Source organism: Ochrobactrum sp. CGA5, assembly GCF_006345815.1.
Taxonomy (GTDB): Bacteria; Pseudomonadota; Alphaproteobacteria; order Rhizobiales; family Rhizobiaceae; genus Brucella.
Window position 1 is genome coordinate 216,766 of sequence record NZ_VCIG01000001.1, and the last position, 23,882, is coordinate 240,647.

Sequence of the window (23,882 nt, forward strand, 5' to 3'; positions counted from 1 at the left end):
GAAAATTCAATTATGTAAGTGCATCGAATCTCATTTTATAGTTGAAATGCTTAGTAGATTTGAAACCTAAGAAAACTATGAAGGACCGGCCTGATCGGCTCCTGCCAGTTGATCGCTTCGCACGTGCTTTCTTGCAAATAGGGCAACGATGTCTGTTTCGATTATCATCAAAACTCTGAACGAGGAAAAGCGTATCGCTGCGGCTGTGGAGAGTGCCTTGAAGGCTTTCCCCGGCGGAAAGGTCGAAGTAATCGTGGCGGATAGCGGGTCCACGGACCGTACCATAGAAATCGCGCGATCCTATCCGATCAGGGTCGTACAGATCGAGCCACCCGCGCAGGCGAGTTGTGGTCTTGGCCCGCAACTGGGCTTTCAGTATTCGACACAGCCTTATATCTGCCTGATCGACGGCGATATGATACTCGAGCCGGATTTTTTGTCAGCAGCGCTCGGTTATCTTGAGAAACACCCGGATGTCGGTGGTGTGACGGGGCATGTTGTGGACCAGATTTTAGAAAGTTTGGAGTTCCAGCGTCGTGCGAAGCGGCATTCACCTGAAGCGCGAACTGGTGACATTGACCGCATGAACGGGGGCGGGCTTTACAGGCGCAGCGCGATTGAGCAGTCGGGATATTTTTCGGACCGCAATCTTCATGGCCATGAAGAGTTTGATGCAGGCGTTCGTCTGCGTAGTAATGGCTGGAAGCTCTATCGCTTGGATCGGCCTTTCGTACAGCATTTTGGCTATACAATGAACGCCTATAAGCTTTTGGTCCGCCGCTGGAAAAGCAAGTATCTGCGTGGAACTGGCGAAGTGTTGCGTGCTGCAATGGGGCAACCGCATCAGAAAAACTTGTTCCGTGAACTGCCGGAACTACGGCTTTGGGGCGCAGTCTATCTTTGGTGGCTGGCAATCATAGCGGCGTTTTTTTTCCTGCCGGGATGGCCGCTGGCAATCCTGACAGCGGTGATAATTGCCGTGGCTCCATTTGTGGCCATGTCTATCCGGTCACGTAGTATCGAGCTCGGCGTCTACGCGGTGGTTGCATGGATTTTCCACGCAGCAGCACTACCGCTTGGCTTTTTTCAGTCGCGTCGCAAACCGACCGACTGGATCGAAAGCAAGGTTATAAGAGAGCCTTGATGAAAATTCTGCGACTGGCCATATCCGCATCACTTCTGGGCCTTGCAATGCCCAGGGCTGTTGCTGAGGAATGGCTGCCGGTCAAAGAAACTAATCTCGAAATTTCCGCAGGAAGCCCACTCGATTTTTCAGGATTTCTGCCCAATACCTCGATTGAAGAAAACAATCGTTTGATCGCAAATGCCGATGGGCGTCTCGCACAGGCCGACAAGCCGGGCCAAGTCATGCGGTTACAATGTGCGGCGATTGCCTGGGGGCCTCCATCCTCCGGCGTGGTAGATCATGCCTTCATTGATCGATATGTGCGACAGCTTCGTCTGCACGGCTACAATATAGCCCGGTTTCACTTTGTGGATGCTGATCTGATGTTGGGACAGGCAGGCGATTTCGATTTCCGCCCCCAAGCTCTCGACCGGATGCGCTACCTGATGGCGGCTCTCAAACGAGAAGGGATTTACTGGATCATTGACGGACTTACCTCCGAAAGCGGTGCTTTCGGAGGAAAAGACATTGACCGCTGGGGCCCGGAAGGCAATCTGAAGCGCCGGACCTATGTGGACGATACTGCGTTCGATCACTGGCTTCGCTTCCAGAAAGAGGTCTACGCCACAGTCAACCCGTATACAGGCCTCGCGCCCTTGCAGGACCCTGCGCTTGCGCTGGTTATTCCGTTCAACGAAAATGGCATCGAATTTACGAGTTTTGTGCATGAGAACGGTGACGGGACCACGTTCTGGCCGGGCTATCGTCCGGCGTTCAATGCATTTCTGAAAAAGCGCTATGCAGACAGTGCTGCCTTGTCGCGAGCCTGGGGTGAGTTGGCTCACGATGAAAATCTGGAACGACAGACTGTCCAATTGCCAGCAAGCCGTAGCGGCGGTGGGAGACGCCTGCGGGATTTTCAGGCATTCCTCGTTGAGAGTGAACGTTCGCTGGCTCGAAGGATGGAACGGGCGTTACGCGACCTTGGTTATCGCGGTCTTGTCGCGCCCTATAACAACTGGTTCACCGTCCAAACCGCTCTTTCAAGGCAGAATCAGAGCGCTTTGGTTGCCAACACCTATCAGGATTGGATCGGAACCCTTACCCCGGGAACGGAAATCAAACATACGAGTTCGATCGGCGACGCGGCTTCCTATGTCAGTGAAATCGCTGCCGGGCGCTGGCTTGGGCGGCCTTTTCTTGTAACCGAATACGAGCATCTGTTCTGGAACCGTTATCGATATGAGGCGGGTCTCGTGTTTCCGGCCTACGCCGCATTGCAAGGCTGGGACGGCATCTGCCGCCACGGACAGGGACCGATAACCCTTGCATTTGATGAGGCAGCACCATTCCGTCAGCGGATCGTGCCTTACACTTTTGCCGTAGACCCTGTTGCGCGGGCGGGCGAAACGCTGGCGTCGCTTCTGTTTCGTCGGGGCGACGTCCAAACCGCGGATGTCAATTTGCCGTTCATGATGCAAGGTGAGGCGAGCCTTGGTGAATCGCTTGAGTTTCGAGAACCGGTTCGGCTCAAGCCACTGGCGCTTGTCAGTGGGACCGGTCTCGCCGCGGAAGAACTGGCTTGGCCGAGAGGCTTGCAAAGAAAAGTCGTGATCGATTATCGAAATGTATCACTCGATAACGTGCTGGAACGTCTGAAGGCAGCAGGACTGCTTCCGGATGACAACGTAACCAATCCTTCGCAGGGCTTGTTTGAAAGTGTGACAGGGCAAATCCGGCTCGATCGCAACAAGCTGCGGATGCAGATCGTTACGCCGAAGACAGAGGCGGTTGCTTTTGCCGAACTCAAAGATCGCTTGACTTTGAATGAGCTGTCCCTCGGCCGCGCCGAAGAGCGGGGATTGTTCGCTGTTTCAGCACTGGACGAGAAGCCGCTGAAGAATAGCGAAAAGATGCTGATAATTTTCGTGAGCGACGCTCGCAATAGCGATATGCGTTTCCGCGACAAAGCCGAGAAAATCATTGAGGATTGGGGGCACCTGCCCGTCACTTTGCTACGTAACCGAGTAGATGTGAAACTTTCACGGAACACGATTTCATGGACACTATCGCCTGTCGGGCTTGATGGAACGATTCATGAAAAGATAGCTGCCGGTTCTGGCCCCATTGCTTTTCGACTGGATAATGGCGCTGGCAAAGCGGGACCGACGACGTTCTTCCTTCTTGAACGCAAACTTGCAGATCAATAGAAATCTGTCGATAGCCTGCTCCAGCTTTCGCCAGCGAGCCCGCCAATAAAAATATCGTTACGCTGAACCGCGTTCAGCATCTCGGTGTTTGCTGTGGCTACGCAGACATTGGCTTTCAGGCGAAAGAACATGATCGATTGCTGCGAAAGCGCATTGAGATAACGTGGATCAACCCTGCCTTGTGCTGCAATATGTCCTTCGTCCTGTAGATGGAGCAGCATCGCATCGACGGCATGTTTTTCCATTCCGGCTTTTACGAGGATGTTCAGAACTTCTGCGATGCCGTTGGCACGAACGTAGTAGCAGAAAAAGCCACTTGGATTGCCGGTGTGGTCATTGACTACACAAAAACGCAAGGTACCAGCAGCCTGATTGTCGGATGCCATCAGGAATAGCCAGTTTATGTCGCTTTCTGTCCAGGCTGGATGTGCCGAATAGCTTTGAAGGTAACCGGGAACGAGAGATATGGCTTCGTCCTGCGCGATTTCCTTCACATTCACTCGGGGTTTGGCGGCTCTTTTGATCATAGGAACAGGAAAAAGCGGGTTGAGCATTCTGCCCATTGAACTAGTAGCCCATCCGCCAAGGATCGGACGCCGTTCGGCGACGTAACTAGCTACGTAGCTGGCAGCCTGGAATACGCGGGTCCATCCGAGCCCGTGTGTGCTGAGTGTGATCCCTCCTATCGCTTCGGAATGTTTGAGGCTCACCGGCGCAGCGCTGTCGGTGAAATTGAGTATCTTTTCACTTGGACGCAAAGTGAGTGTCAGTTCGGCAGCGCCGCGCGGTGACATTTCCGGCTTCATCATGAAAGCGCAAAGCAATCGTCCCATGATCGATTGGCCGTTGACCCTATACGGAATAGGAAGGACCGAGATCGCACTATCGATCTCACCGTGCTCGTCTTCATGGACCACGCTGCCAATCGCAGGGTCGTAATGGGGGTTTTCAAAAAAGAACTTCTGAAAATACTGATCGAAAGTCTTGTCGCATGACTTTGAATGGGGACGAAAAACTCGCTGGAACAGCGTGCGGACCGCAGGAATATCGTCAATATGCATCGCGCGAACACGTCGCGACTTGATCTCACGTGCTGGTGTAGAGATATGCGTCATCTAAGCCCCCGCTTGCTTGAAACCGCTTTTTTCTCTTCTGCGTCACGACTCCGGCGAACGAGATAGATAACGCATCCCCATGATGCCAACACTATACTGATTTCAATTACGTAAATGGCTGCGAACGTTCCTGTAATAGGTGCGTACCAGGTAGCTAGTGCCAGAAGCGGCGCGCCGAGAATATTGCCTGCATTCAGGACTGCCGTTCGATAGCTGTGCTGGCTCGCAGCGCCCAGAAGATCGACAGCTATCGACCACAGGGCAACAAACACGGTAATCCAGCAAAGCGTTCGGCAGAAGGAAACCAGCGTGTCATATTCACTGCCGAACAGATAGGGCAGATATGGCGCAATGATAAAGACGGCGAGCGAGGTGAATATGCCTATGGCGAATGCAGCGCCAAGCAGACGCATCGTGATCGGTAGCGCATGATGGATGCCGTTTGCGCTGGCACGAGCCAGATGCGGGTAGACGAGACGGTTCATAGCCTCGACGGTCAATGTGCTGCTGTCTATGATGCGGCGCGTAACGCCATAACTGCCGACGACGCTTGGCGGCATCAAGGTTCCGAGTAGCAGAAGGTCGGCGTTCTGCCGTACTGCCTTGAAGATGAATTGCGATGCGAACATCACGCCAAGCCGCAGTTCGTCGCGCACGATTGTATATTGTGGCCGGCCGAGCCTGCGCAGAAACAAGGTATAAACCACTGCAACCAGTACATGGACGCCAAACTGCCAATAGGCCCATCCGACGACAGTAGAGACGCCGAATACAAGGCACGCGATTGCAGCGGCAATAGTGCGCGCAATAGCAAACCCGACAACGGAAAGATTGGCGGAGACGAAGTCAGTATGTGCGATGTAAATCTGCTCGACCAGCAGGATGAGACGCACCAGTACAATATTTGTCACAAGCAGCAGGAATAGCCCAAACAGATTTCCAGCAAATTCAGGAGTGCTGTTCAGCCAGAATGGCAAAATCAGCATTCCGGCCGCGACGAGGATGACTCCGGTTATTGCGATGAGAATGAGATTGTGGCCGAGCATTGCCGCATAGATCGCCCGATCTTGCGCCACACGACGGACGAGACATTCCGCTCCGCCAAGGCCGCAGATGAAGGTGGCGATGCTGGTTACCGCCATAACCGTCACGAACAGACCAAACTCGTGAGAGCCAAGATAACGCGCGAGAATAGCAAATGTAAAAAGCTGCGCGATGTTTGCCGCAAAGAGGCTGCCGCTAGAAGCTGCATAGGACAGTAATGTCGACCAATGGCGTTTCAAGTTTCCATACCGAATTTCCGGAGGCTGCTCTGGTCCAGCGTGTCTCTGGGAGGATGAAAGACGCATGGAATTTCAAGAGAAGGTTATGGCAGAGAACCGGATGATTTTCCGTAAAGTTTTTCGTTGTGGGACAGATGTTCCATTTTCTCTTAATCCTGAAAAACCTGCGGTGCAAAGCATAGCGAGCGAAAATTATTGAAAACCGCAGGAGTAAATGACCGTCATTTGCATTTTGGTGACACTCATTGCGGGTGATTGCCTTTTCATTAACCGAATTTTTTAATCTTTAAGTCTAATGAGAACACTAGCGCCATGTTTGCGCTATCAAGTGAGATTTAGGGACAACTAATGTACACCTTGCGCGACCTCGCTTCGAAAGCACAGGTAACGGAGACTGCCAGTGAAAATCTGGCTCCCACCGATGACCAGCTGCGTGCTGTCCGGCGCGAAAAGCATATCGTCCGCGGAGAAGAAAGGATTACTGAAACAGGCGCTCCCGTAAACAAAGGGCTGATGCTGCCTGAGCTTGATCTTTTCGAGGCACTTGCCTGGATGCGCGCACGCTGGATTTTGATCGCGGCGCTCGCAATAATCGGCAGCTTGGTAGGCCTTTCTTATGGCATAACGGCAAAACCTCGCTACACAGCCTATACCGATTTGCTGGTCCCGCCGTCCGGGCTTCAGTTGCTACCCAACGATGTCTATGCCCAAAGCCTGCAGGCAGACAGTCAGATTCTCGACATTGAAAGCAAGATGCGCATCTTAACCTCCGGCAATGTCTTGCGGAGGGTTGTGACGGATTTGCAACTGAATGAGGATAAGGAGTTTGTCCCACCGCCGCCCGCTTTTGATCTCCGGGCCCTGTTGGGCCTCAGCAAATCGGCAGGACCGAAAGACGACATGCTGACTGCGGTTCGCGCATTGTCGGAGCGGATCCGAGTTACGCGTCCTGAACGCTCTTATCTGGTCACGATTGCGGTATGGACCGATAACCCCGAGAAATCGGTGGAAGTTGCAGATTCTCTGGCCAATGCTTTCCAGGAAGAAGTTGCACAAGCAGATGCCGACGGTGCAGGGCGCGCTGCTTCGGCCCTCTCTGAACGATTGGCCTCCCTGCAGAAGGCAGCAACCGAAGCGGAGGGAAAAGTCGCAGCGTTCCGCCGGGCACATGGTCTGCAGACCGCAGGCGGGGAGCTTGTCAGTACCCAGTCGATGACCCAAATCAACTCCAAGCTGGTCGATGCCAAGGCGCGACTTGCCGAAGCAAGTACGCGTTACGAAGAATTGACTAAGGACACCGGGAGTGCTGTCAGCCCGGCGAGCACCTTGCAGTCGCCCACAATGACAAACCTGCGTGGACAATATGCTTCGCTTAAGCAACGATACGATGCTTTGGCTATGACCTACGGGCCACGCTATCCAGAATTGATAAATGCAGAGCGCCAGCTTGCTGGTCTGGAGCAGCAGATGAAGCAGGAACGAGCACGTATCCTGCAAGCGGCCAAGGTCGATCTTGATCAGGCAAACGCCGTCGTAGCTGCTCTCAATGCGCAGGCGGCCTCCGCACGTTCCGCCGTTGCGCTCGATAATGATGCGCAAGTTCAGCTTTCCGACCTCGAACGTGACATGGCGGCGAAGGTGTCGATTTATAACACGTTCCTGACCCGCTCCTCTGAGACGAGCCAGCGCCAGCAGCTTGATGCTACCAACATTCGGATCATCTCGACTGCCATTCCTCCGATCGGTCGCAGTTGGCCACCCAAGACCGTTGTGCTGGGGGCCGCGGGCGGCATCGCCGGAATGGGGCTCGGTGTAGTTCTTGCGCTTAGTTTGGGCTATCTTGGTGCGTGGCGTCGAAACCGTGAGGGGCTGGCCTGACTTGGGTGAACTGTCGGTTCATCGCCACAAGGAGAAGCTGCCGCCAGCCATCGGGTCGCTCTTTTCTCCTATATGTCCTCAGCATCTGGAGAGGTGCGGTTTCCCATCCAGACATCAGCGCCGTTAAGGGCACGGTTCATCGGCGTAGGCGGTGACCTTCTTGTACGTAGATTGCTGGTGTTACTGGTTTAGTTCTAACGCTTATCTAGAGAATGATCCTGCCACTTCGTGATATTAAGGAAGCGGAAAATACAGATAACGACCTTGTATTAGCGCTCCTTTATATTTGCCTTTGGCTTTACGGATTATACATGTCTTGTATGGAAAGTACGTTTTTCAGAACGGCGGGTCATTGTGGTTCTGCATGATGGTTGCTGTCTTCGAATTGCGCTTACAGGCAAAGGCAAGACTTGTCTGAAACGGCTTTTGGGGGAGCTGGGGGCACAGGTGGAAATGGATAGTCTCGACAAGGTGCGCAGTCGCCTGGAATGGTATGCTATTCGGCTGAACGATAGTGTCAGTCGTCGGTTCCCATTGCGCCCATTCTGCTTGCCCAAAAACGAGCGGATCATCACGTTCACATTCGATGATGTGCCTGACACGGCGGAAAGTGCCGGGGGCGCTATTCTGGACAAGTACGGGGTCCATGGCACGTTTTATATTGCCGGTAATCTGGTGGGCACGAAAGAAGCCAAAAGGAACCTGATCACGCAGGAAGGGTGCCGGAAGCTGGTCGAGCATGGGCACGAGTTGGGCTGCCATACCTATAACCATCTCAAGGTTCCTTACTTCGGGGCTCGGACGATAGTGTCCGACCTTGCTCGCAACACTGCCTACCTCGATGCATTCGAGCCAGACCGTGCCGAGCCTCGGAATTTCGCTTATCCTTATTGCGCATCTTCCATGATGTCGCGTCGGCTTTTTGCCGATCGTTATGCGACATGTCGCGGTGGCGGCAACCGTATCAATCGTGGCATGATCGATCTCGCCTTTTTGCAAGCCGTGGAAATCAGGCAACCTGATGAAGACGCTGCACGCCAGATCCGCTGGATCGATGATTTAAGCGCCAATCCCGGCTGGCTTATTTTCTACACTCACGATGTCAGCGACAGACCGACAGAATTCGGGTGCAAGCCTGAAACCTTTGAGCGCCTCGTATCTCACGCGGTGAGAAGCGGAGCGACTGTTCTTTCCGTTCGCGAGGCCTTGGCGCGCCTTGGCGTACAACGAGGTGCCGCTTGACGCATGTAAATGATAAGGAACATCGCCTGCTGGCGATCAATAACTATTTTTATCGACGCGGTGGCGCCGAAACTGTTTTTCTCGACCACATCAAACTGTTTTCTGATATTGGCTGGCAAACTGCTCCTTTCGCTATGCAGCACCCTGATAATTTTGCAACCGATTGGTCTTCCTATTTCGTTTCGGAAATTGAATACGGCCGGAAAAGCAGCCCGTTCACCAAAGTCGTACAGGCGGGCAAAATCATCTACTCGTGGGAGGCGCGTGACCGGATTAAGGCGCTGATCGAGCGCTTTCGCCCGAATGTGGCGCATGCACACAATATCTATCATCATTTGTCGCCGTCGATTTTTCCGGTGCTGAAGCAAGCCGGTGTGCCAACAGTTATGACGGCACATGACCTGAAACTGGCCTGTCCGGCTTATAAGATGCTGTCACATAACCACATATGCGAACGCTGCAAGGGCGGACGCATCTACAATGTGGCGCTTCATAAATGCATAAAGGATTCCACTGCGCTCAGCGGGCTGGTTCTCGTCGAAACGGCAATCCATCGGATGCTTGGCCTCTACCGCAATACACTTGACCGTATCGTCGTACCGAGCCGCTTCTATATTGCCAAGCTGGCCGAGTGGGGGTGGCCGGAGGAGCAGCTGGTCTATATTCCAAATTTTGCTCATACTGATGATCTGAAACCCTTTTCGGACGAAGGCCAATACTTCGCCTATGTCGGAAGACTGGCACCCGAAAAGGGGATCAGTACCCTCATTCGCTCAGCTGCCATTGCGGGCCAGAAACTCGTCATTGCGGGTACTGGACCCGAAGAGCAATCGTTGAAGGCGCTCGCGAATGAGGCGGGAGGCGATGTCATATTTACAGGCTATGTTTCGGGCGAGCGGTTGCATCGACTTATCGGTGAGGCGAAGGCGCTCGTTCTGCCGTCTGAATGGTATGAAAATGCCCCGATCAGCATTCTGGAAGCCTATGCTCTTGGAGTGCCGGTAATTGGCACCGACATTGGTGGAATTCCCGAAATGATCATCGGAGGCGAGACCGGAATGATTTCCCGTGCGGGCGACGTCGATGATCTGGCCCGCGTCCTTGGCGATGTTGCAAGGTTATCTCCGCAGGCACGGCGCAAGATGGGAAATGTGGGGCGGGTCTGGGCCGGTAGCGAATTCTCGCCACAGGCATACAGAACCCGGACATTGGAACTTTATGCCGAGTTGGGTGCACTTTGATGGTCCGAAACGGTAAACGGCCTCGCGTCATGATGCTCGGCCTGCGCGGTGTTCCAAACGTGCAGGGTGGGGTGGAAAAGCATGTCGAAGAGCTGGCTCGGCTTTACGTGACGAAAGGATGGGACGTCGAGGTCATCGGGCGCAGTCCTTATCTGGAAAAGAAGCAGCCTTATGTCTGGGAGGGTGTGAGGGTGACGCCGATATGGGCGCCCACCTCCATGAAGTTCGAGGCGATTGTCCATACGATATTGGGCGTTTTGCAGGCAGGTTTCAAACGTCCCGACGTCCTGCATATTCATGCAATTGGCCCGGCTCTTGCCGTTCCGCTGGCGCGCCTGTTGGGGTTGCGCACGGTGGTGACGCATCACGGTTTTGACTATAATCGCCAGAAGTGGGGGCGTCTTGCGCGCGCGATGCTGAAGCTTGGTGAATGGTGTGGAATGCGTTTTGCAAATGCGCGTATCGCAGTGTCCAACGACATAGCACAAACCATTCAGCAGCATTACCATGTGCCGATCACTTTCATACCGAATGGCGTTACGCTCCGTCCTGTCTGTCGAGATAAAGCTCGGCTGGAGAAGTACGGCTTGTCACCGGAGCGGTATATTGCTTTGGTAGCGCGGATTGTCCCAGAAAAACGCCAGCTTGATCTCATTGAAGCCTTCGCAAAGCTGTCCGATCCTTCTGTGAAGCTAGCTCTGATCGGTTCGGCTGAGTACACCGCTGAATATGCCATGGCTGTTCGCGCCAGAGCTGATGCCGTGCCGGGTGTCGTTCTGACAGGGGCCCTTCAGGGGGATGAGTTGTCGGCCTTGTTCAGTCAGGCGTCACTCTTCGTTCTACCATCCAGCCATGAAGGCATGCCGATCGCGCTTCTGGAAGCGATGGGGTATGGCTTGAATGTGCTCGCAAGCGATATTACCGCCAATGTCGAAGTGGGGCTTGCGAAGGATAGCTATTTTCCGCTTGGTGATGTCGATGCATTGAAGGATGCGCTGCGGAAAAAGCTAGATGGGCCGCTGAGCAGCGAGCAGTCGCAGGAAATGATCAACTGGATTGCGCGAGACTATAGCTGGAGCGGGATCGCCGACCGTACGTTGGAAGTCTATACATCCATTTTGAAATGAATGTTGTCCGTTAAAACAATGGCCCCAGAGTTTTGAGCTCCGGGGCCATTTATAGTAAATCTCATGCAGATATTAACGAGCGCGGCGGCGCTCCGCCGTGGGCTGAAAAGCCATGCGCGAATGATAGCTGCAATAAGGGCTCGATTCACCGGATTCATGCCCGCAGAAATGGAAATCTTCGTTCAGCGGATCGCCGATCGGCCACTTGCAGGTGCGCTCACTCAGTTGCAGCAGCGAGAGACGGCGCGAAATCGGCACTACGACATCGGAAGCGGGCTTCACTACGGTTTCTGCAACGACATCTACAGCGTAATCCATCTGAAGGGCCGTTGCACCAACCGTCTTGGTGACCGTAGCTGTGCGCATCGTCGTCGTATGTACGCCGGTTGAATGTTGTGCTGCAGGACGTGGCGCTGCGGCAACCGTATTGACCTTCTTGCTGCGCGGAGCAGCGGTCGTGGTTTTGCCACGGCCCGAAAGCTTCAAACGGTGCACTTTTCCGATCACTGCATTGCGGCTCACGCCGCCTAGCTGCGCTGCGATTTGGCTTGCACTCAAACCTTCGCTCCACAGTTTCTTCAGTAGTTCGACGCGTTCGTCTGTCCAGTTCATCGCCCTGGGCTCCAATCATTTTCGTTATCCGGAATCCACCAGTGTTCTCGGATTGCTCCAAGCGCAAACACCATATCTATCCGGGTGACTAGGTCCGCCGCACGAAATGTAGCTTTAATCTCTAAAAAGAAACTACAATATCCAACGACTCCATGACAAGGGATAGCCCTGTCAGGCAGATTCCATTTTTATGGTTTTCCCCAACTTGGGTGGTAAAGACGGTTTTTCTTTGATCCGCGCCGAAATTTTGCACACAATTGCTTCTGCACTGAAACCCCGGATTGTTTCAGAGTGGAACATTGCGAACTTGCAGAACGGATCTGCCGTCTGGCAGCCTCAATCGAGGGAGGCCTTTCTCTATATAGTCTCGACGCTCCCGTAAAGTCGCCTTTGACCTCTGAATGTCACCAGAACGCGAAAATGCATGAACTCATGCAGAAAGATGGCCTTCAAACCTCGTTTGCTTTGATTGACATTTTTTCTATGAACGCCAATATACGCGCGAGATAAATATGCCGCCCTGGGGGCGGTTTTTTATTTCTGCCGGCGGCTCAGGCACGGAGCTTGAGTTAACCGGGCCATTCCTCTCATGTCTCATTATAGTTTTGGCAGTTTGGAATGGAGTATCGGCGTCATTCGAAAGGTGGGAACCATTTCGGGCGCTTGAGGACTGTTTATGGGAAACACAGCTTTGCCGGTGTCACCGAGCGAGCTGCTAAAAGGGCTTTGGAGGCCTGATGCTATGACCGACGCTACGACCGTGCAACCGCTTTACGACACCTATAATCGTGCGGCTCTGCGCTTCGAGCGAGGTGAGGGCATCTGGCTTGTTACCGAAGACGGCGAACGCTATCTCGATTTTGCAGCCGGCATTGCTGTAAACTCGCTTGGCCATTCGCATCCGCATCTGGTGGAAACGCTGAAGAACCAGGCGGAAAAGCTGTGGCACCTGTCGAATGTCTATGAAATTCCCGCGCAGGAAAAGCTCGGCCGGCGACTTGTCGAGAACACTTTTGCCGACAAGGTCTTCTTTACCAACTCCGGCGCTGAAGCCCTTGAATGCGCGATCAAGACCGCACGGCGCTATCAATATGTAAGCGGCCATCCGGAACGTTTCCGCGTCGTGACCTTTGAAGGCGCTTTTCATGGCCGCACGCTGGCCACAATTGCTGCTGGCGGTCAGGCCAAGTATCTTGAGGGGTTCGGCCCGAAGGTTGACGGTTTCGACCAGGTTCCGTTCGGCGATGAAGCAGCATTGCGTGCCGCTATAACCGACGGGACAGCAGCGATCCTGCTTGAGCCCGTGCAGGGTGAAGGTGGCCTGCGCGCTTTCCCTGAAGAATTCATGCGTATGCTGCGCCAGCTTTGCGACGAAAAAGGGCTTCTGCTGATCTTGGACGAAGTACAGACCGGCGTTGGCCGTACGGGCAAGCTTTTCGCGCATGAATGGGCCGGTATCAAGCCGGACATAATGGCTGTGGCCAAGGGTATTGGTGGTGGTTTCCCGATGGGCGCCTGCCTCGCGACCGCAGAAGCTGCCAAAGGAATGACAGCAGGGGTTCACGGCACCACCTATGGCGGCAACCCGCTGGCTATGGCCGTCGGCAATGCCGTGCTTGATGTTGTTCTGGCTGACGGCTTCCTCGAGAATGTCCAGGCAACTGCCTTGGTCATGAAGCAGGGGCTTGCTTCTATCGTTGACCGCTACCCGAGCGTAGTTTCCGAAATTCGTGGTCGCGGCCTGCTGATTGGTATCAAATGCGTGGTGCCGAATACCAGCCTCATTCAGGCTCTTCGTGACGAGCATTTCCTTAGTGTTGGCGCCGGTGACAATGTTGTTCGTTTGCTGCCGCCGCTGGTGACGACGCCGGAAGAGGCACGCGAAGCGCTTAAACGCATCGAAATGGCGGTCGAACGGCTAGCAACTGCAAATCCGATCAGCAAGACGGCGTGATAACATGGCTAACGATAACGGGATCAAACATTTTATCGACCTCTCCGCTGTTCCTGCGTCGGAACTTCGTGTGATCATGGAAGATGCCAAGGCACGCAAGGCGCGTCTGAAGGCAGGAGAAATTGAACGGCCTTTCGCAGGCAAAGTGCTTGCGATGATTTTCGAGAAGCCATCCACGCGCACTCGTGTTTCGTTCGATGTCGGCATGCGCCAGCTCGGAGGCGAGACGATCATGCTGACCGGTTCGGAAATGCAGCTTGGACGCAGCGAAACCATCGCCGATACGGCGAAGGTTCTGTCGCGCTATGTCGATGCGATCATGATCCGTACGACTTCGCATGAGCGCATGCTGGAACTTGCCGAATATGCGACCGTTCCGGTCATCAACGCATTGACGGATGATACGCACCCTTGTCAAATCATGGCTGACGTTCTTACATATGAGGAACATCGCGGCCCGATCAAAGGCAAGACCTTTGCCTGGATGGGAGACGGCAACAACGTCCTCCACTCGCTGGTTGAAGCTGCGGCGCGTTTTGATTTCAATGTCAATATCGCAACGCCGGAAGGCAGTGAACCCAAGTCGCAATATATCGATTGGGCGAAAGCTAACGGCGCGAGCATCATGTCTACCATCGATCCGGAGAGAGCGGCGAACGGTGCGGACTGCATCGTGACCGATACGTGGGTTTCCATGGGGCAGGAAGATCACGCTCGCGGCCATAACGTTTTCATGCCCTATCAAGTCAATGCGCGACTGATGGCAAAAGCTGACCCAAAGGCGCTTTTCATGCACTGCCTGCCCGCACATCGCGGCGAGGAAGTGACGGATGAGGTGATCGATGGACCGCAATCGGTCGTATTCGATGAAGCGGAAAACAGGCTCCATGCCCAGAAAGCCATTCTGGCCTGGTGTCTGCAAGGAGCATAATTTGGCTGATAAGACCGGCAATGAGCATACCGAAGTCGAAACCGTTCAGGTCAGCCTGGGCGATTTCGACTTCGCAGGCGATGACGCTGTCGTGCCCTTCCAGGTCGAGGGGCTCGACGTGCGTGGTCGTGCGGTTCAGCTTGGCGCGAGTATCGACGGCATCCTGAAACGCCACAACTATCCGGATGAAGTCGCACGCTTGTTGGCGGAAGCAACGGTTTTGACCGTGCTCCTTGGCACCTCGCTCAAATTCGATGGCAAGTTCATCTTCCAGACGCAGTCTGACGGCCCTGTCGATATGCTGGTGGTCGATTTCCGCACTCCACGTTCGGTGCGCGCCTATGCACGTTTCGACGAGGAACGCTTGCAGGAGGCTGTCGCCGCTCACAAGACGAAGCCCGAGGAATTGCTCGGACGGGGCACGCTTGCCTTTACCGTAGATCAGGGCGCTTACACCCAACGCTATCAGGGAATTGTTGCGCTTGACGGGTCGACGCTGGAAGAAATCGCCACGACCTATTTCCGTCAGTCGGAACAGATACCGACTGATCTAAAGTTGAGCGTTGCCAAGCTTATCGAGCGCGGTGTCGATGGAAAGCCTGTCGAACAGTGGCGTGCTGGCGGATTGATTATCCAGTTCCTGCCGGAATCCGAACTTCGCGCACGTCTCCCTGATCTGCCAGGAGGCGATGAGGATGAAGCCGAAGTCGTCTTTCATCCAGAAGACGACGCATGGGATGAAGCCCGCTCGCTGGTAGGCACAATTGAAAGTTCGGAACTGACGGACCCGCAGGTCGGCTCAGAGCGATTACTTTATCGCCTGTTCCATGAGCGTGGCGTGCGTGTGTTCGACGCGGTGCCCGTGATGGACGAGTGCTCATGTTCGCGTGAAAAAATTTCTGGTGTGCTTTCAGGCTTTACAGCCGAGGAAATTGCGGAAAGCGCAGACAGTGGCAAGATTTCCGTGACCTGTGAGTTCTGCTCGAAGCTCTATGAGTTCAATCCGGCAGAGTTCGAGAAGTAATGGGCAGAAGATTTTCTAGATTAGGAATTTATCCCCATTAAAGGCTAGGCTGGTAATCTCCACAGGTTGATTGTGGAGAAACGATATGCCTGACATTTGGTTACCAGTTACCCAGCAGAATCTCGAAATTGCGGCTGGCAGTCCGCTCGATTTTTCGACGTTTCTATCGAACCCGGCGATTACCGAAGAGCGACGGCTCATCATTAATCCAGACGGTCGCATCGCATTGCAAAGCAATCCCTCGGTTCCATATCGGCTGTTGTGCGGTACCATCGGCACTATCCCCGACAACGCGACTGCGGATAAGATGGCTGTCCAGTTGCGTCGTCATGGATATAACAGTGTCCGATTTCATTTTCTCGACATTGCATTGATGGATGGACAGCTTCAGGATTTCGGATACCGACAGGATACTCTTGATCGGTTCCGCTACTTCATGGCTGTACTGAAGCAAAACGGCATCTACTGGATCGTGGATGGCCTTACATCCAATGCTGGTGCATTGGGTGGCATGACGGACCGCTGGGGAACGGAAGGCAGGCTGAAGCTGAAGACGCATGTCGAGAATGCGGCTTTTGGCCACTGGCTGCGCTTTCAAGTTGATATATTCGGCACTGTCAATCCTTACATTGGTCTTGTGCCTTTCGAAGACCCGGCAATGGCAATTGTTGTGCCCTTCAATGAAAATGGCTTGTCGTTCAATTCGTGGATTTATGCCGACGGCGATCTGCAGGCTTTGACCGAATTGCCGATGCCTTTCAACCAGTGGCTTCGCGAACGCTACGGTACGACGGCTGGCCTGGTTAATGCATGGGGTAGCGAACTGGCGGCGAACGAGAACCTGGAGAACAACACCGTCCTCTTGCCCTCAAATCGCTATGCCAGCTCGGTTCGTCTGCGAGACTTCGCGCGCTTTCTCGTGGATATCGAAACACGCACCATGGACAAGATGAGCGACTGTATTCGGGCTATGGGCTTCAAGGGGGTCGTGGCACCCTACAACAATTGGACAGGTATCCAACCTGCTCTGACACGTGGCAATCAGTCAGCCGTTGCGATGAACATCTACCACGACTGGATTGGCGATGTGTCGCCAGGTGCCCAGATACAGCAGGAGAGTTCGCTCGCCAATGCGGTGGAGTATTTCCGTCTTGCAGCCTCGGCGCGCGTTTTCGGCAAACCATTTGTGATGACGGAATACGACCACATGTTCTGGAACCAGTTTCGGTATGAAGCTGGCTTGGCGATGCCTTCCTACGCTGCACTTCAAGGATGGGATGTACTCTGCCGTCACAGCAATGGAGCGCTGGTACTTGGCTATGGTGGCAGCAACTTCAACGAGCAGTATATTCGCCCCTATAGAACCGCACTGGATCCCGTTGCCCGTGCTGGCGAAACCCTATCGGCCTTGTTGTTCCGGCGCGGGGACGTCGCAAAAGCAGCTCATCAGGTTGTGGCGCAAATACAGGATGTCAACAATCTGATTGGGTTGGATACACCGGAGCCGGATGCTGTTACGGTCATGTCGTTGATGACAGGTTTTGCACAAGGAGATGCTGCACTCGCACCAGGAGCGGTAACGGTCGGCTCGCCTCGTCAGATAAACTCTGAGACGGCGGCGGTAACGTTCCTGCGCAACAACGGCGTGCTCACGACTGAAAATCCCAGCGCCGCGTCCTCGGGTATTTATGCCAGCGATACTGGAGAGATCACCCTCGACACAATGGCGAAGCAGATGAAAATTATTACGTCGCATTCGGAGGCGGTCGCCTTTGCATCGGTCAACCAGCCCATTTCGCTCGGTCAGTTGACTGTTTGGAGCGCTTCTGGCGCCAGCTTATTCGCTGTCTCGTCGCTTGATGGACAAACAGTAGCGGAAAGCAGCAAGCTCTTGATTGTCATGGCTACAAATGCCCGAAATACAGGCATGACTTTTTCCGATATGGAACAGACGGTCGTCTCCAATTATGGGGCGCTGCCTGTCGAAATCAAAGTCGAGTGGGTCCAATTCTCATTGCCGACCGATCGGGCATGGAGAATTTCTCCTATCAATCTCGACGGGGTCGTACAGCCACACGTCATATCAGGAGATGGGACTTCTTCGATAGGTGCACAGCTTTGGAACAATGTTTCTTCCTTGTCTGCGTCACCCGGACCAACGACATATTTCCTGCTCGAACGTCTGTAGGAGTTGAAAGCGAGCGCCGGTTTTGGCGCTTGTTCCAGTTGGCCTTACATGATCTCAACTTGCTGACTTATCAAAGGATCGTAGTGAAATTCGAAAGCCGCTTTACACTTTTCAGGATTTGCTCCGGTCACGCTAGGGTTGGTTGCTGCTGATAGGTCTGTTCTGGTGTTGTTGCTGACTTTTTGTGCACTGTGCAGGCGTGCAACCGCATACCCATGACCGCAGTAAGTACGCTGAACCAGACTGGTCCGCGTGCGACAAAGAACGGAGTCTCCAGATTGGCGTAGAACATTATGAACAACCATATCTGAAGATATGTGAGCGCAAGGCTGGAGGAGTTGCCTGATCGTTGCGCGCGGTGGAAATCGAGAAGCGGGCGCACCCCAATCCACCAGATCAGAGCAGCCAAGCCAATGAAACCCGTCGTAATCGCTATGTTGAGATAGGCATTGTGTGCGTGGCCTGCGCGCGCCGCCCATGTTTCGACGTCGTATCCACCATTCACCAGTCGCGAGGTGCCCCAGAAAGCGTCGTACCCATACCCTACCAGCGAATGGTCCATAAGTTGCTTGATGGCGAATTTCCATATGTCGGTACGGCCGGTGAAAGTGGGATCGGAGGCGAAGCTTTCGACGAGACTTTTGGCTGATGGAAAAAGGACGGTTCCCAATGTGAGATAGGCGGTGATCAGAAGAGGGACATAGACCATTAGTGCCTTCAAAGCGAGGCTTCGGGTCCGCGTAAGGCAATATGCAAGGGCGAAAGCCAGTACAACCAGGCCGATCGAGGTCTTGTTGTTCGTTTTGTAAAGAAAAAAGAGCGCGAGTATAGTAACGAGTGTCCCGCTAAATCGGGATTTTGCTCGCCAAAGATACATGCCGTAGCAGCTTAGTACTACCATTGCCGGCCCGGCGATGTTTTTGTGGGCGAAATGTCCGCGCCACGAGCCAGCATTCGTCAATTCCAATACCTCCGCCAGGTTATGGATGGAAACGGCAGGTAAGAAGATCACGCCGAAATAGGCTAGTCCCAACACGAACAATGAAAGCGGCTTGATGAGCCGGATGAAATGGGTTTCGTCTTCCGGCAGAAGGAGCCAGGCCAAAGCGGTAACAACGACCGTTATGCTGAAAACATAGCGGCGAAACGAGAGATCAGGTTGGGTGGAAAGAATTACCGTTACGAACTGCCATCCAAGAAGTATGACAAAGTAGGGAAACAGTACTTTGCCGACCAGATTGCGGTTCTGCCAGAGAACCCCAAGGCTAAGTGCCGTGAGCAACAGCGAAAGCACTTGCTGCATTGCATTTCCCGCTTCCTGGGCGAGAAGAACATCCGGGTTACGCAGATCAATGAATGGGTCGAGCGTGACCCAGTACAGACAAAAAATGGCAATGAACAGAATGTTTCTGTATGTTCTGCTCATACGCTATCCGCCGGGAAATAAGGTGAGGAATTCCTCAATTCAGTGTAGGTCGCAGGTCCGGCATGTCAAGCGAGAAGGCGGGGATATCGACCTCGAACAAGTTGCCGCCGTTACCCTCCATCTGATAGCGCCCGACCATGACCCCTGATGTCGTGGTCAAAGGGCAGCCTGATGAATATTGAAAAGAGTCGCCCGGTTCGAGGGTTGGCTGCTCGCCGACTACACCCGGTCCGCGCACTTCCTCGACATAACCGTTCGCATCGGTAATCTGCCAGTAACGCGAACGCAATTGTACAGTTTCTGTGGAGTTGTTGGCAATCGTGATGCGATAGCCCCACACATAGCGGTTTTCGTCGGGCTCGGACTGATCTTCCAGATAGAAAGGTTCGACCGAAACTTCGATCCCCCGCGTCACCGCTCTATACATACACACCGCCCTAAATTCGCATCGACCCTGGCACCCTGCAATCTATTGAGGCTGGATCGCAATGATGCTTGTCTGTTCAACGGTTCGTCGGTTCTGGGACGCCGTTATTCACCTCACCTATCGCTAAAGTTGCGGGAGAGGTCAATAATTTGGAGCGGCAAATATGCGGCAATTGCCGAAATGTTCCGGCAATTGCATCGTTTAAGCCTCTATTTGCAGCTTAAGAGCCACAATATCGAGATATAGAGTTCAGCGAACGATCTTCAGCGCGGCTTCCACGTCTTCCACGAGGTCGTCGCTATCCTCAAGGCCCAGCGAGATTCGCAGGAGGCCGTCCGAAATGCCGAGTTCGGCCTTCGCGTCGTCGCTAAGGTTCTTATGCGTGGTGGTCGCCGGATGAGTAATGAGGCTTTTCGCGTCACCGAGATTGTTGGAGATGCTGAAGACCTGCAAGGCATTCTGGAATTTGAATGCTGCCTCCTTGCCGCCGTCCAGTTCCAGAGCAATTAGGGTCGAACCGCCGGTCATCTGCTTGGCGATGATGTCGGCCTGCGGGTGATCTGCCCGTCCCGGATAGATCACGCGCTTCACACCTGGCTTGCCGGCGAGGAAGTCGGCAACAGCAGCCGCTGAGAGTGTTTGCTGCCGTACGCGTACGGACAAGGTTTCGAGGCCCTTCAGCATGATCCAAGCATTGAACGGGCTGAGGCCAGGGCCGGTATGACGGAAATAATCCTGCAAGGTGTTTTCAATCCATTCACGGTCGGAGAGGACTACACCGCCAAGGCAGCGTCCCTGACCGTCGATATGCTTCGTCGCAGAGTAAACGACAATATGCGCACCAAGCTCCAGAGGCTTCTGGAAGAGCGGTGTGGCGAAAACATTGTCGACGATCAACTTGGCGCCTGCTTCATTGGCGACCTGTGCAACGGCAGCAATGTCGATGACTTCAAGCGTTGGATTGGAGGGGCTTTCAAGGAACATGATCTTGGTGTTCGGGCGAACAGCCGCTTTCCAGTTTTCAATGTCTGAGCCGTCTATAATCGAAATTTCGACGCCGTATTTTGGCAGAACAGTCTCAACGATGTAGCGACAGGAACCAAAGACAGCGCGGGCGGAAATAACGTGATCGCCTGCCTGCACTTGACACAGGATGGCTGCTGCGACCGCTGCCATGCCAGATGCAGTGGCACGGGCTTCTTCAGCACCCTCCAGCGCACACATACGTTTTTCAAACATGTCAGTGGTCGGGTTGGCATAGCGCGAATAGATGAAACCCGGGTCTTCACCCTTGAAGCGCGCTTCGGCGGCTTCGGCATTGGGATAAAGGAAGCCCTGCGTCAGAAACATTGCTTCCGACATTTCGGCAAAACCGGAGCGCAGCGATCCGGCATGCACGAGTTCGGTTGCAGGGCGAAACTTGCGGGTATTCTCAGTCGTCATTTTTCCAACCTGTCGAAAGCTGGTCGGCCGGGGCAGGGTAACCGAGCCTCGGCGGCCAATAAAAAACCGGCCTTGCGAAAACGCAAAAGGCCGGTAACGAACCGCGGCCTTTTTTAGCGAATTCTTTAACGTGGCTGCAAGCCGGCCGGCCAAATCACCACGGAACATTTTTTCATTATGCCTGTTGTGTAGAGCCGTCAATGCCGAAACCGCCCAATTTCAGGAAAAGCGTATCCCTCGCTCTGCGTTAATGCTCGGATTCCTGCGGAAAACCCGGTTTGAAGCCGTTCCGAGGCTTGGCATTGACGCCGCCAGCGGTCAATGGTCTTTGTCAAGCAAGGCTTAGAGCATGTCTCCCGAAAGTGGGAACCAGTTTCGGTATAAAGGCATGCGTGAAAACAAGAGATTAAAGCGTGTCGCTTGAATACGACATGCTTTAGGCTACGGAGTGTGGGGTTGATGATGCAGAAAGATGCTGGGATTCTGGCGGATGCGGATATTTCCGCGCTGTTTGAAAGCGGTTTGCTGGCGTCTCCGCGCCCACTCGATCCTGATCAGATACAGCCTGCAAGCCTCGATCTGAGGCTTGGCGCAAAAGCCTATCGTGTGCGTGCGTCCTTCATGCCGGGGCCGGGGACGCCGGTTATTGAAAAGCTGGAACGACTGAAGCTGCACGAGATTGACCTGACCGCAGGGGCTGTGCTGGAAACTGGCTGTGTCTATATTGTTCCGCTTCTCGAAACCTTGGCACTGTCACCAGATCTTTCCGCATCGGCAAACCCGAAAAGTTCAACGGGTCGTTTGGATATCTTCACCCGCGTCATCGCGGATGGAGCGCAGGAATTCGACAAGGTGCCTGCCGGATATAACGGCCCGCTTTATCTGGAAGTCAGCCCGCGCACATTCCCGATCGTCGTGCGCACAGGGTCTCGCCTGTCGCAGATACGCTTTCGCAAGGGGCGCGCCCAGCTTGATGAAGCTGAGCTCGCCGCTTTGCATAATGCTGAAACGCTGGTTGCTGCCGAGATGCCGAATATATCCGGCGGCGGCATAGCTCTGTCGGTTGATCTTTCCGGTGGCCCTGACCGACTGATCGGCTATCGCGGCAAGCATCATACGGCTGTGGTCGATGTGGATAAGCGTGCAGCACACGATATATTGGATTTCTGGGAACCTATCTATGATCGTGGCGCGCGTGAACTCGTACTTGACCCGGACGAGTTCTATATTCTTGTTTCTCGCGAAGCCGTACATGTTCCACCGCTCTATGCGGCGGAAATGACGCCATTCGACCCGCTGGTTGGCGAATTCCGTGTTCACTATGCAGGCTTCTTCGATCCGGGCTTCGGGCATAGTGCCGCGGGTGGAACCGGTAGCCGCGCCGTTCTGGAAGTCCGCAGCCATGAAGTTCCGTTCATTCTGGAGCATGGGCAGATTGTCGGGCGTTTGGTTTACGAGCATATGCTGCATCGCCCGTCTGCGCTTTACGGTGTGGACCTCGGCTCCAACTATCAGGCGCAGCAGTTGAAGCTTTCCAAGCATTTTCGTTGACTATATCACCTTCCTCCAAGCAGTTAGAATTAAGGACGGAGGAGAGCGACCTAAGTGACAACTGGAATCGAACGGGATCAGGACAAGAAGCTTCAGGCAGCAATGGATGGCCCGCAGCGTAGGTTATCGGTCGGCATTGTTGCGCTGCCTGGCTTTACGCTGAGTGCGCTTAGCCTTTTCCTTGATCCTTTTCGCCTGGCTGCTGATGATCGCGACAAGAGCCGCCAGATACGTTGCGCATGGAAAATCTGCACGCTGACAGGAGATCCTGTAACCTCCAGCTCCGGCATGGTGATCGAACCAACCGCGCCTATAGGCGAAGTCGACGACTGTGATTATGTTGCCGTTGTCGGCGGGTTGCTTGCACAGTATCGGCCAAGGCAGCAAGCACTGATAGATCTCATCAAACGGGCGGACCGGCGCGGCAAGACCGTTGTGGGCCTTTGTACGGCCGCTTTTCTACTGGCGGAGGCCAATCTCCTGCCTGATCGCAATTGCTGCGTCAGTTGGTTCCATCGGGACGACTTTCTGGAGCTTTTCGACGGCTATACAGCCGATACGACCAGCCTGTTTCATCATAGTGGAAAACATTTCACCTGCGCCGGCGGGCTCGGTACGGCGTCGCTCGCGCTTTCGATCATACAGAACGAGATTTCCGAGGAAATGGCACGCAAAAGCGCGTCCATCCTTATGATTCCTTATGAGCTCGTACGCTCGGAGCAGCCAGCCCTGAGCTTCAACGGTGTGCGCTCACCGATGATCCGCAAGGCAATTCGTATTTTTGAGGAAACGCTGGAAGATCCAGTTCCGATGATCGATGTCGCGCGTCGGCTGGGTATTTCTGTTCGCCAAATGGAACGTGGCTTCAAGCTTGCTCTCGAGCGAACGGCATTTGAGGTTCGTGAAGAACTCCGGGTCAAGAAAGCCAAGGAACTCTTGTCCGAGACTAGCTTGTCGTTGCTGGAAGTGGCCGTTGCAAGCGGCTTCACTGACACGCGCAGCATGAACCGCTCATTCTCGCGACAAAAACAGAAGGCTCCGCGCGATTACCGCAAGCAGCGATGAGTGAGTACAGAACTTGCGAAGGTGGCACGGACAGCCTAT

19 protein-coding genes and 1 riboswitch are annotated in these 23,882 nt (G+C 54.0%); of the genes, 13 read left to right on the forward strand and 6 right to left on the reverse strand.

From position 1 onward, the window contains the following. The first annotated feature begins 148 nt into the window (after positions 1-148). Positions 149-1,144 (forward strand): glycosyltransferase family 2 protein, encoded by a 996-nt coding sequence (locus tag FJQ48_RS00990; protein WP_139973354.1) that lies wholly within the window; start codon positions 149-151, stop codon positions 1,142-1,144. After that, complete coding sequence (locus FJQ48_RS00995; protein ID WP_139973355.1) at positions 1,144-3,336, forward strand: glycoside hydrolase; 2,193 nt, start codon at positions 1,144-1,146, stop codon at positions 3,334-3,336. The genes FJQ48_RS00990 and FJQ48_RS00995 overlap by 1 nt, the downstream gene beginning before the upstream one ends. On the opposite strand, the gene FJQ48_RS01000 is transcribed toward FJQ48_RS00995, so the two are convergent. Together FJQ48_RS01000 and FJQ48_RS01005 are read right to left on the reverse strand one after the other, a co-directional pair. Continuing rightward, on the reverse strand, positions 3,330-4,451 hold the full coding sequence (locus FJQ48_RS01000) for a hypothetical protein (protein WP_139973356.1): 1,122 nt from the start codon (positions 4,449-4,451) through the stop codon (positions 3,330-3,332). The genes FJQ48_RS00995 and FJQ48_RS01000 overlap by 7 nt on opposite strands. Continuing rightward, positions 4,448-5,734, reverse strand: a complete 1,287-nt coding sequence (locus FJQ48_RS01005) for a lipopolysaccharide biosynthesis protein (RefSeq protein ID WP_139973357.1) — start codon at positions 5,732-5,734, stop codon at positions 4,448-4,450. Before FJQ48_RS01005 ends, FJQ48_RS01000 begins: the two co-directional genes overlap by 4 nt. Positions 5,735-5,798: 64 nt before the next feature. On the opposite strand from FJQ48_RS01005, the gene FJQ48_RS22815 reads away from it, so the two are divergent. The 5 genes from FJQ48_RS22815 (at position 5,799) to FJQ48_RS01030 (ending at position 11,222) form a co-directional block, all read left to right on the forward strand. Further along, positions 5,799-5,933, forward strand: a complete 135-nt coding sequence (locus FJQ48_RS22815; RefSeq protein WP_273792113.1) for a hypothetical protein — start codon at positions 5,799-5,801, stop codon at positions 5,931-5,933. A 149-nt stretch (positions 5,934-6,082) separates the two neighbouring features. Beyond that, complete coding sequence (locus tag FJQ48_RS01010; RefSeq protein ID WP_139973358.1) at positions 6,083-7,612, forward strand: GumC family protein; 1,530 nt, start codon at positions 6,083-6,085, stop codon at positions 7,610-7,612. Between the two features lie 453 nt (positions 7,613-8,065). Continuing rightward, the gene (locus FJQ48_RS01020; protein ID WP_247870277.1) at positions 8,066-8,854 is read left to right on the forward strand and encodes a polysaccharide deacetylase family protein; all 789 of its coding nucleotides are present in this window, start codon (positions 8,066-8,068) and stop codon (positions 8,852-8,854) included. Continuing rightward, a complete protein-coding gene (locus tag FJQ48_RS01025) occupies positions 8,851-10,095 on the forward strand; it encodes a glycosyltransferase family 4 protein (protein WP_139973360.1) in 1,245 nt (414 codons plus the stop codon). The genes FJQ48_RS01020 and FJQ48_RS01025 overlap by 4 nt, the downstream gene beginning before the upstream one ends. Further along, entirely contained in the window at positions 10,095-11,222 is a 1,128-nt protein-coding gene (locus tag FJQ48_RS01030) for a glycosyltransferase family 4 protein (protein WP_139973361.1), read from the forward strand. The genes FJQ48_RS01025 and FJQ48_RS01030 overlap by 1 nt, the downstream gene beginning before the upstream one ends. Positions 11,223-11,294: 72 nt before the next feature. Here FJQ48_RS01030 and FJQ48_RS01035 read toward each other — a convergent pair whose 3' ends face one another. Further along, positions 11,295-11,834, reverse strand: coding sequence for a GcrA family cell cycle regulator (locus FJQ48_RS01035; RefSeq protein WP_139973362.1), 540 nt, complete (start codon positions 11,832-11,834; stop codon positions 11,295-11,297). A gap of 742 nt (positions 11,835-12,576) precedes the next feature. Between FJQ48_RS01035 and FJQ48_RS01040 the strand changes: the two genes are divergently transcribed. The 4 genes from FJQ48_RS01040 (at position 12,577) to FJQ48_RS01055 (ending at position 17,931) form a co-directional block, all read left to right on the forward strand. Next, entirely contained in the window at positions 12,577-13,788 is a 1,212-nt protein-coding gene (locus tag FJQ48_RS01040; RefSeq protein WP_139973363.1) for an aspartate aminotransferase family protein, read from the forward strand. A gap of 4 nt (positions 13,789-13,792) precedes the next feature. Further along, positions 13,793-14,719 carry an ornithine carbamoyltransferase gene (gene argF, locus FJQ48_RS01045; protein WP_139973364.1) on the forward strand — a complete coding sequence of 309 codons (927 nt, stop codon included), beginning with the start codon at positions 13,793-13,795 and terminating at the stop codon, positions 14,717-14,719. Position 14,720: 1 nt separating this feature from the next. Next, positions 14,721-15,743 (forward strand): Hsp33 family molecular chaperone, encoded by a 1,023-nt coding sequence (locus tag FJQ48_RS01050; protein WP_139973365.1) that lies wholly within the window; start codon positions 14,721-14,723, stop codon positions 15,741-15,743. An 85-nt stretch (positions 15,744-15,828) separates the two neighbouring features. Beyond that, on the forward strand, positions 15,829-17,931 hold the full coding sequence (locus tag FJQ48_RS01055; protein ID WP_139973366.1) for a glycoside hydrolase: 2,103 nt from the start codon (positions 15,829-15,831) through the stop codon (positions 17,929-17,931). Between the two features lie 127 nt (positions 17,932-18,058). Here FJQ48_RS01055 and FJQ48_RS01060 read toward each other — a convergent pair whose 3' ends face one another. From FJQ48_RS01060 to FJQ48_RS01070, 3 genes are all read right to left on the reverse strand, one after another. After that, a complete protein-coding gene (locus tag FJQ48_RS01060; protein WP_139973367.1) occupies positions 18,059-19,357 on the reverse strand; it encodes an O-antigen ligase in 1,299 nt (432 codons plus the stop codon). 34 nt (positions 19,358-19,391) lie between these two features. After that, on the reverse strand, positions 19,392-19,784 hold the full coding sequence (gene apaG / locus FJQ48_RS01065) for a Co2+/Mg2+ efflux protein ApaG (protein WP_139973368.1): 393 nt from the start codon (positions 19,782-19,784) through the stop codon (positions 19,392-19,394). 249 nt (positions 19,785-20,033) lie between these two features. Then, entirely contained in the window at positions 20,034-21,227 is a 1,194-nt protein-coding gene (locus FJQ48_RS01070; RefSeq protein ID WP_139973369.1) for an O-succinylhomoserine sulfhydrylase, read from the reverse strand. A 91-nt stretch (positions 21,228-21,318) separates the two neighbouring features. Further along, positions 21,319-21,398: riboswitch (SAM riboswitch) on the reverse strand. Positions 21,399-21,686: 288 nt separating this feature from the next. On the opposite strand from FJQ48_RS01070, the gene FJQ48_RS01075 reads away from it, so the two are divergent. Together FJQ48_RS01075 and FJQ48_RS01080 are read left to right on the forward strand one after the other, a co-directional pair. Then, positions 21,687-22,778, forward strand: a complete 1,092-nt coding sequence (locus tag FJQ48_RS01075) for a 2'-deoxycytidine 5'-triphosphate deaminase (protein ID WP_139973370.1) — start codon at positions 21,687-21,689, stop codon at positions 22,776-22,778. A 102-nt stretch (positions 22,779-22,880) separates the two neighbouring features. Then, the gene (locus tag FJQ48_RS01080) at positions 22,881-23,843 is read left to right on the forward strand and encodes a GlxA family transcriptional regulator (protein WP_247870278.1); all 963 of its coding nucleotides are present in this window, start codon (positions 22,881-22,883) and stop codon (positions 23,841-23,843) included. Positions 23,844-23,882 lie beyond the last annotated feature (39 nt).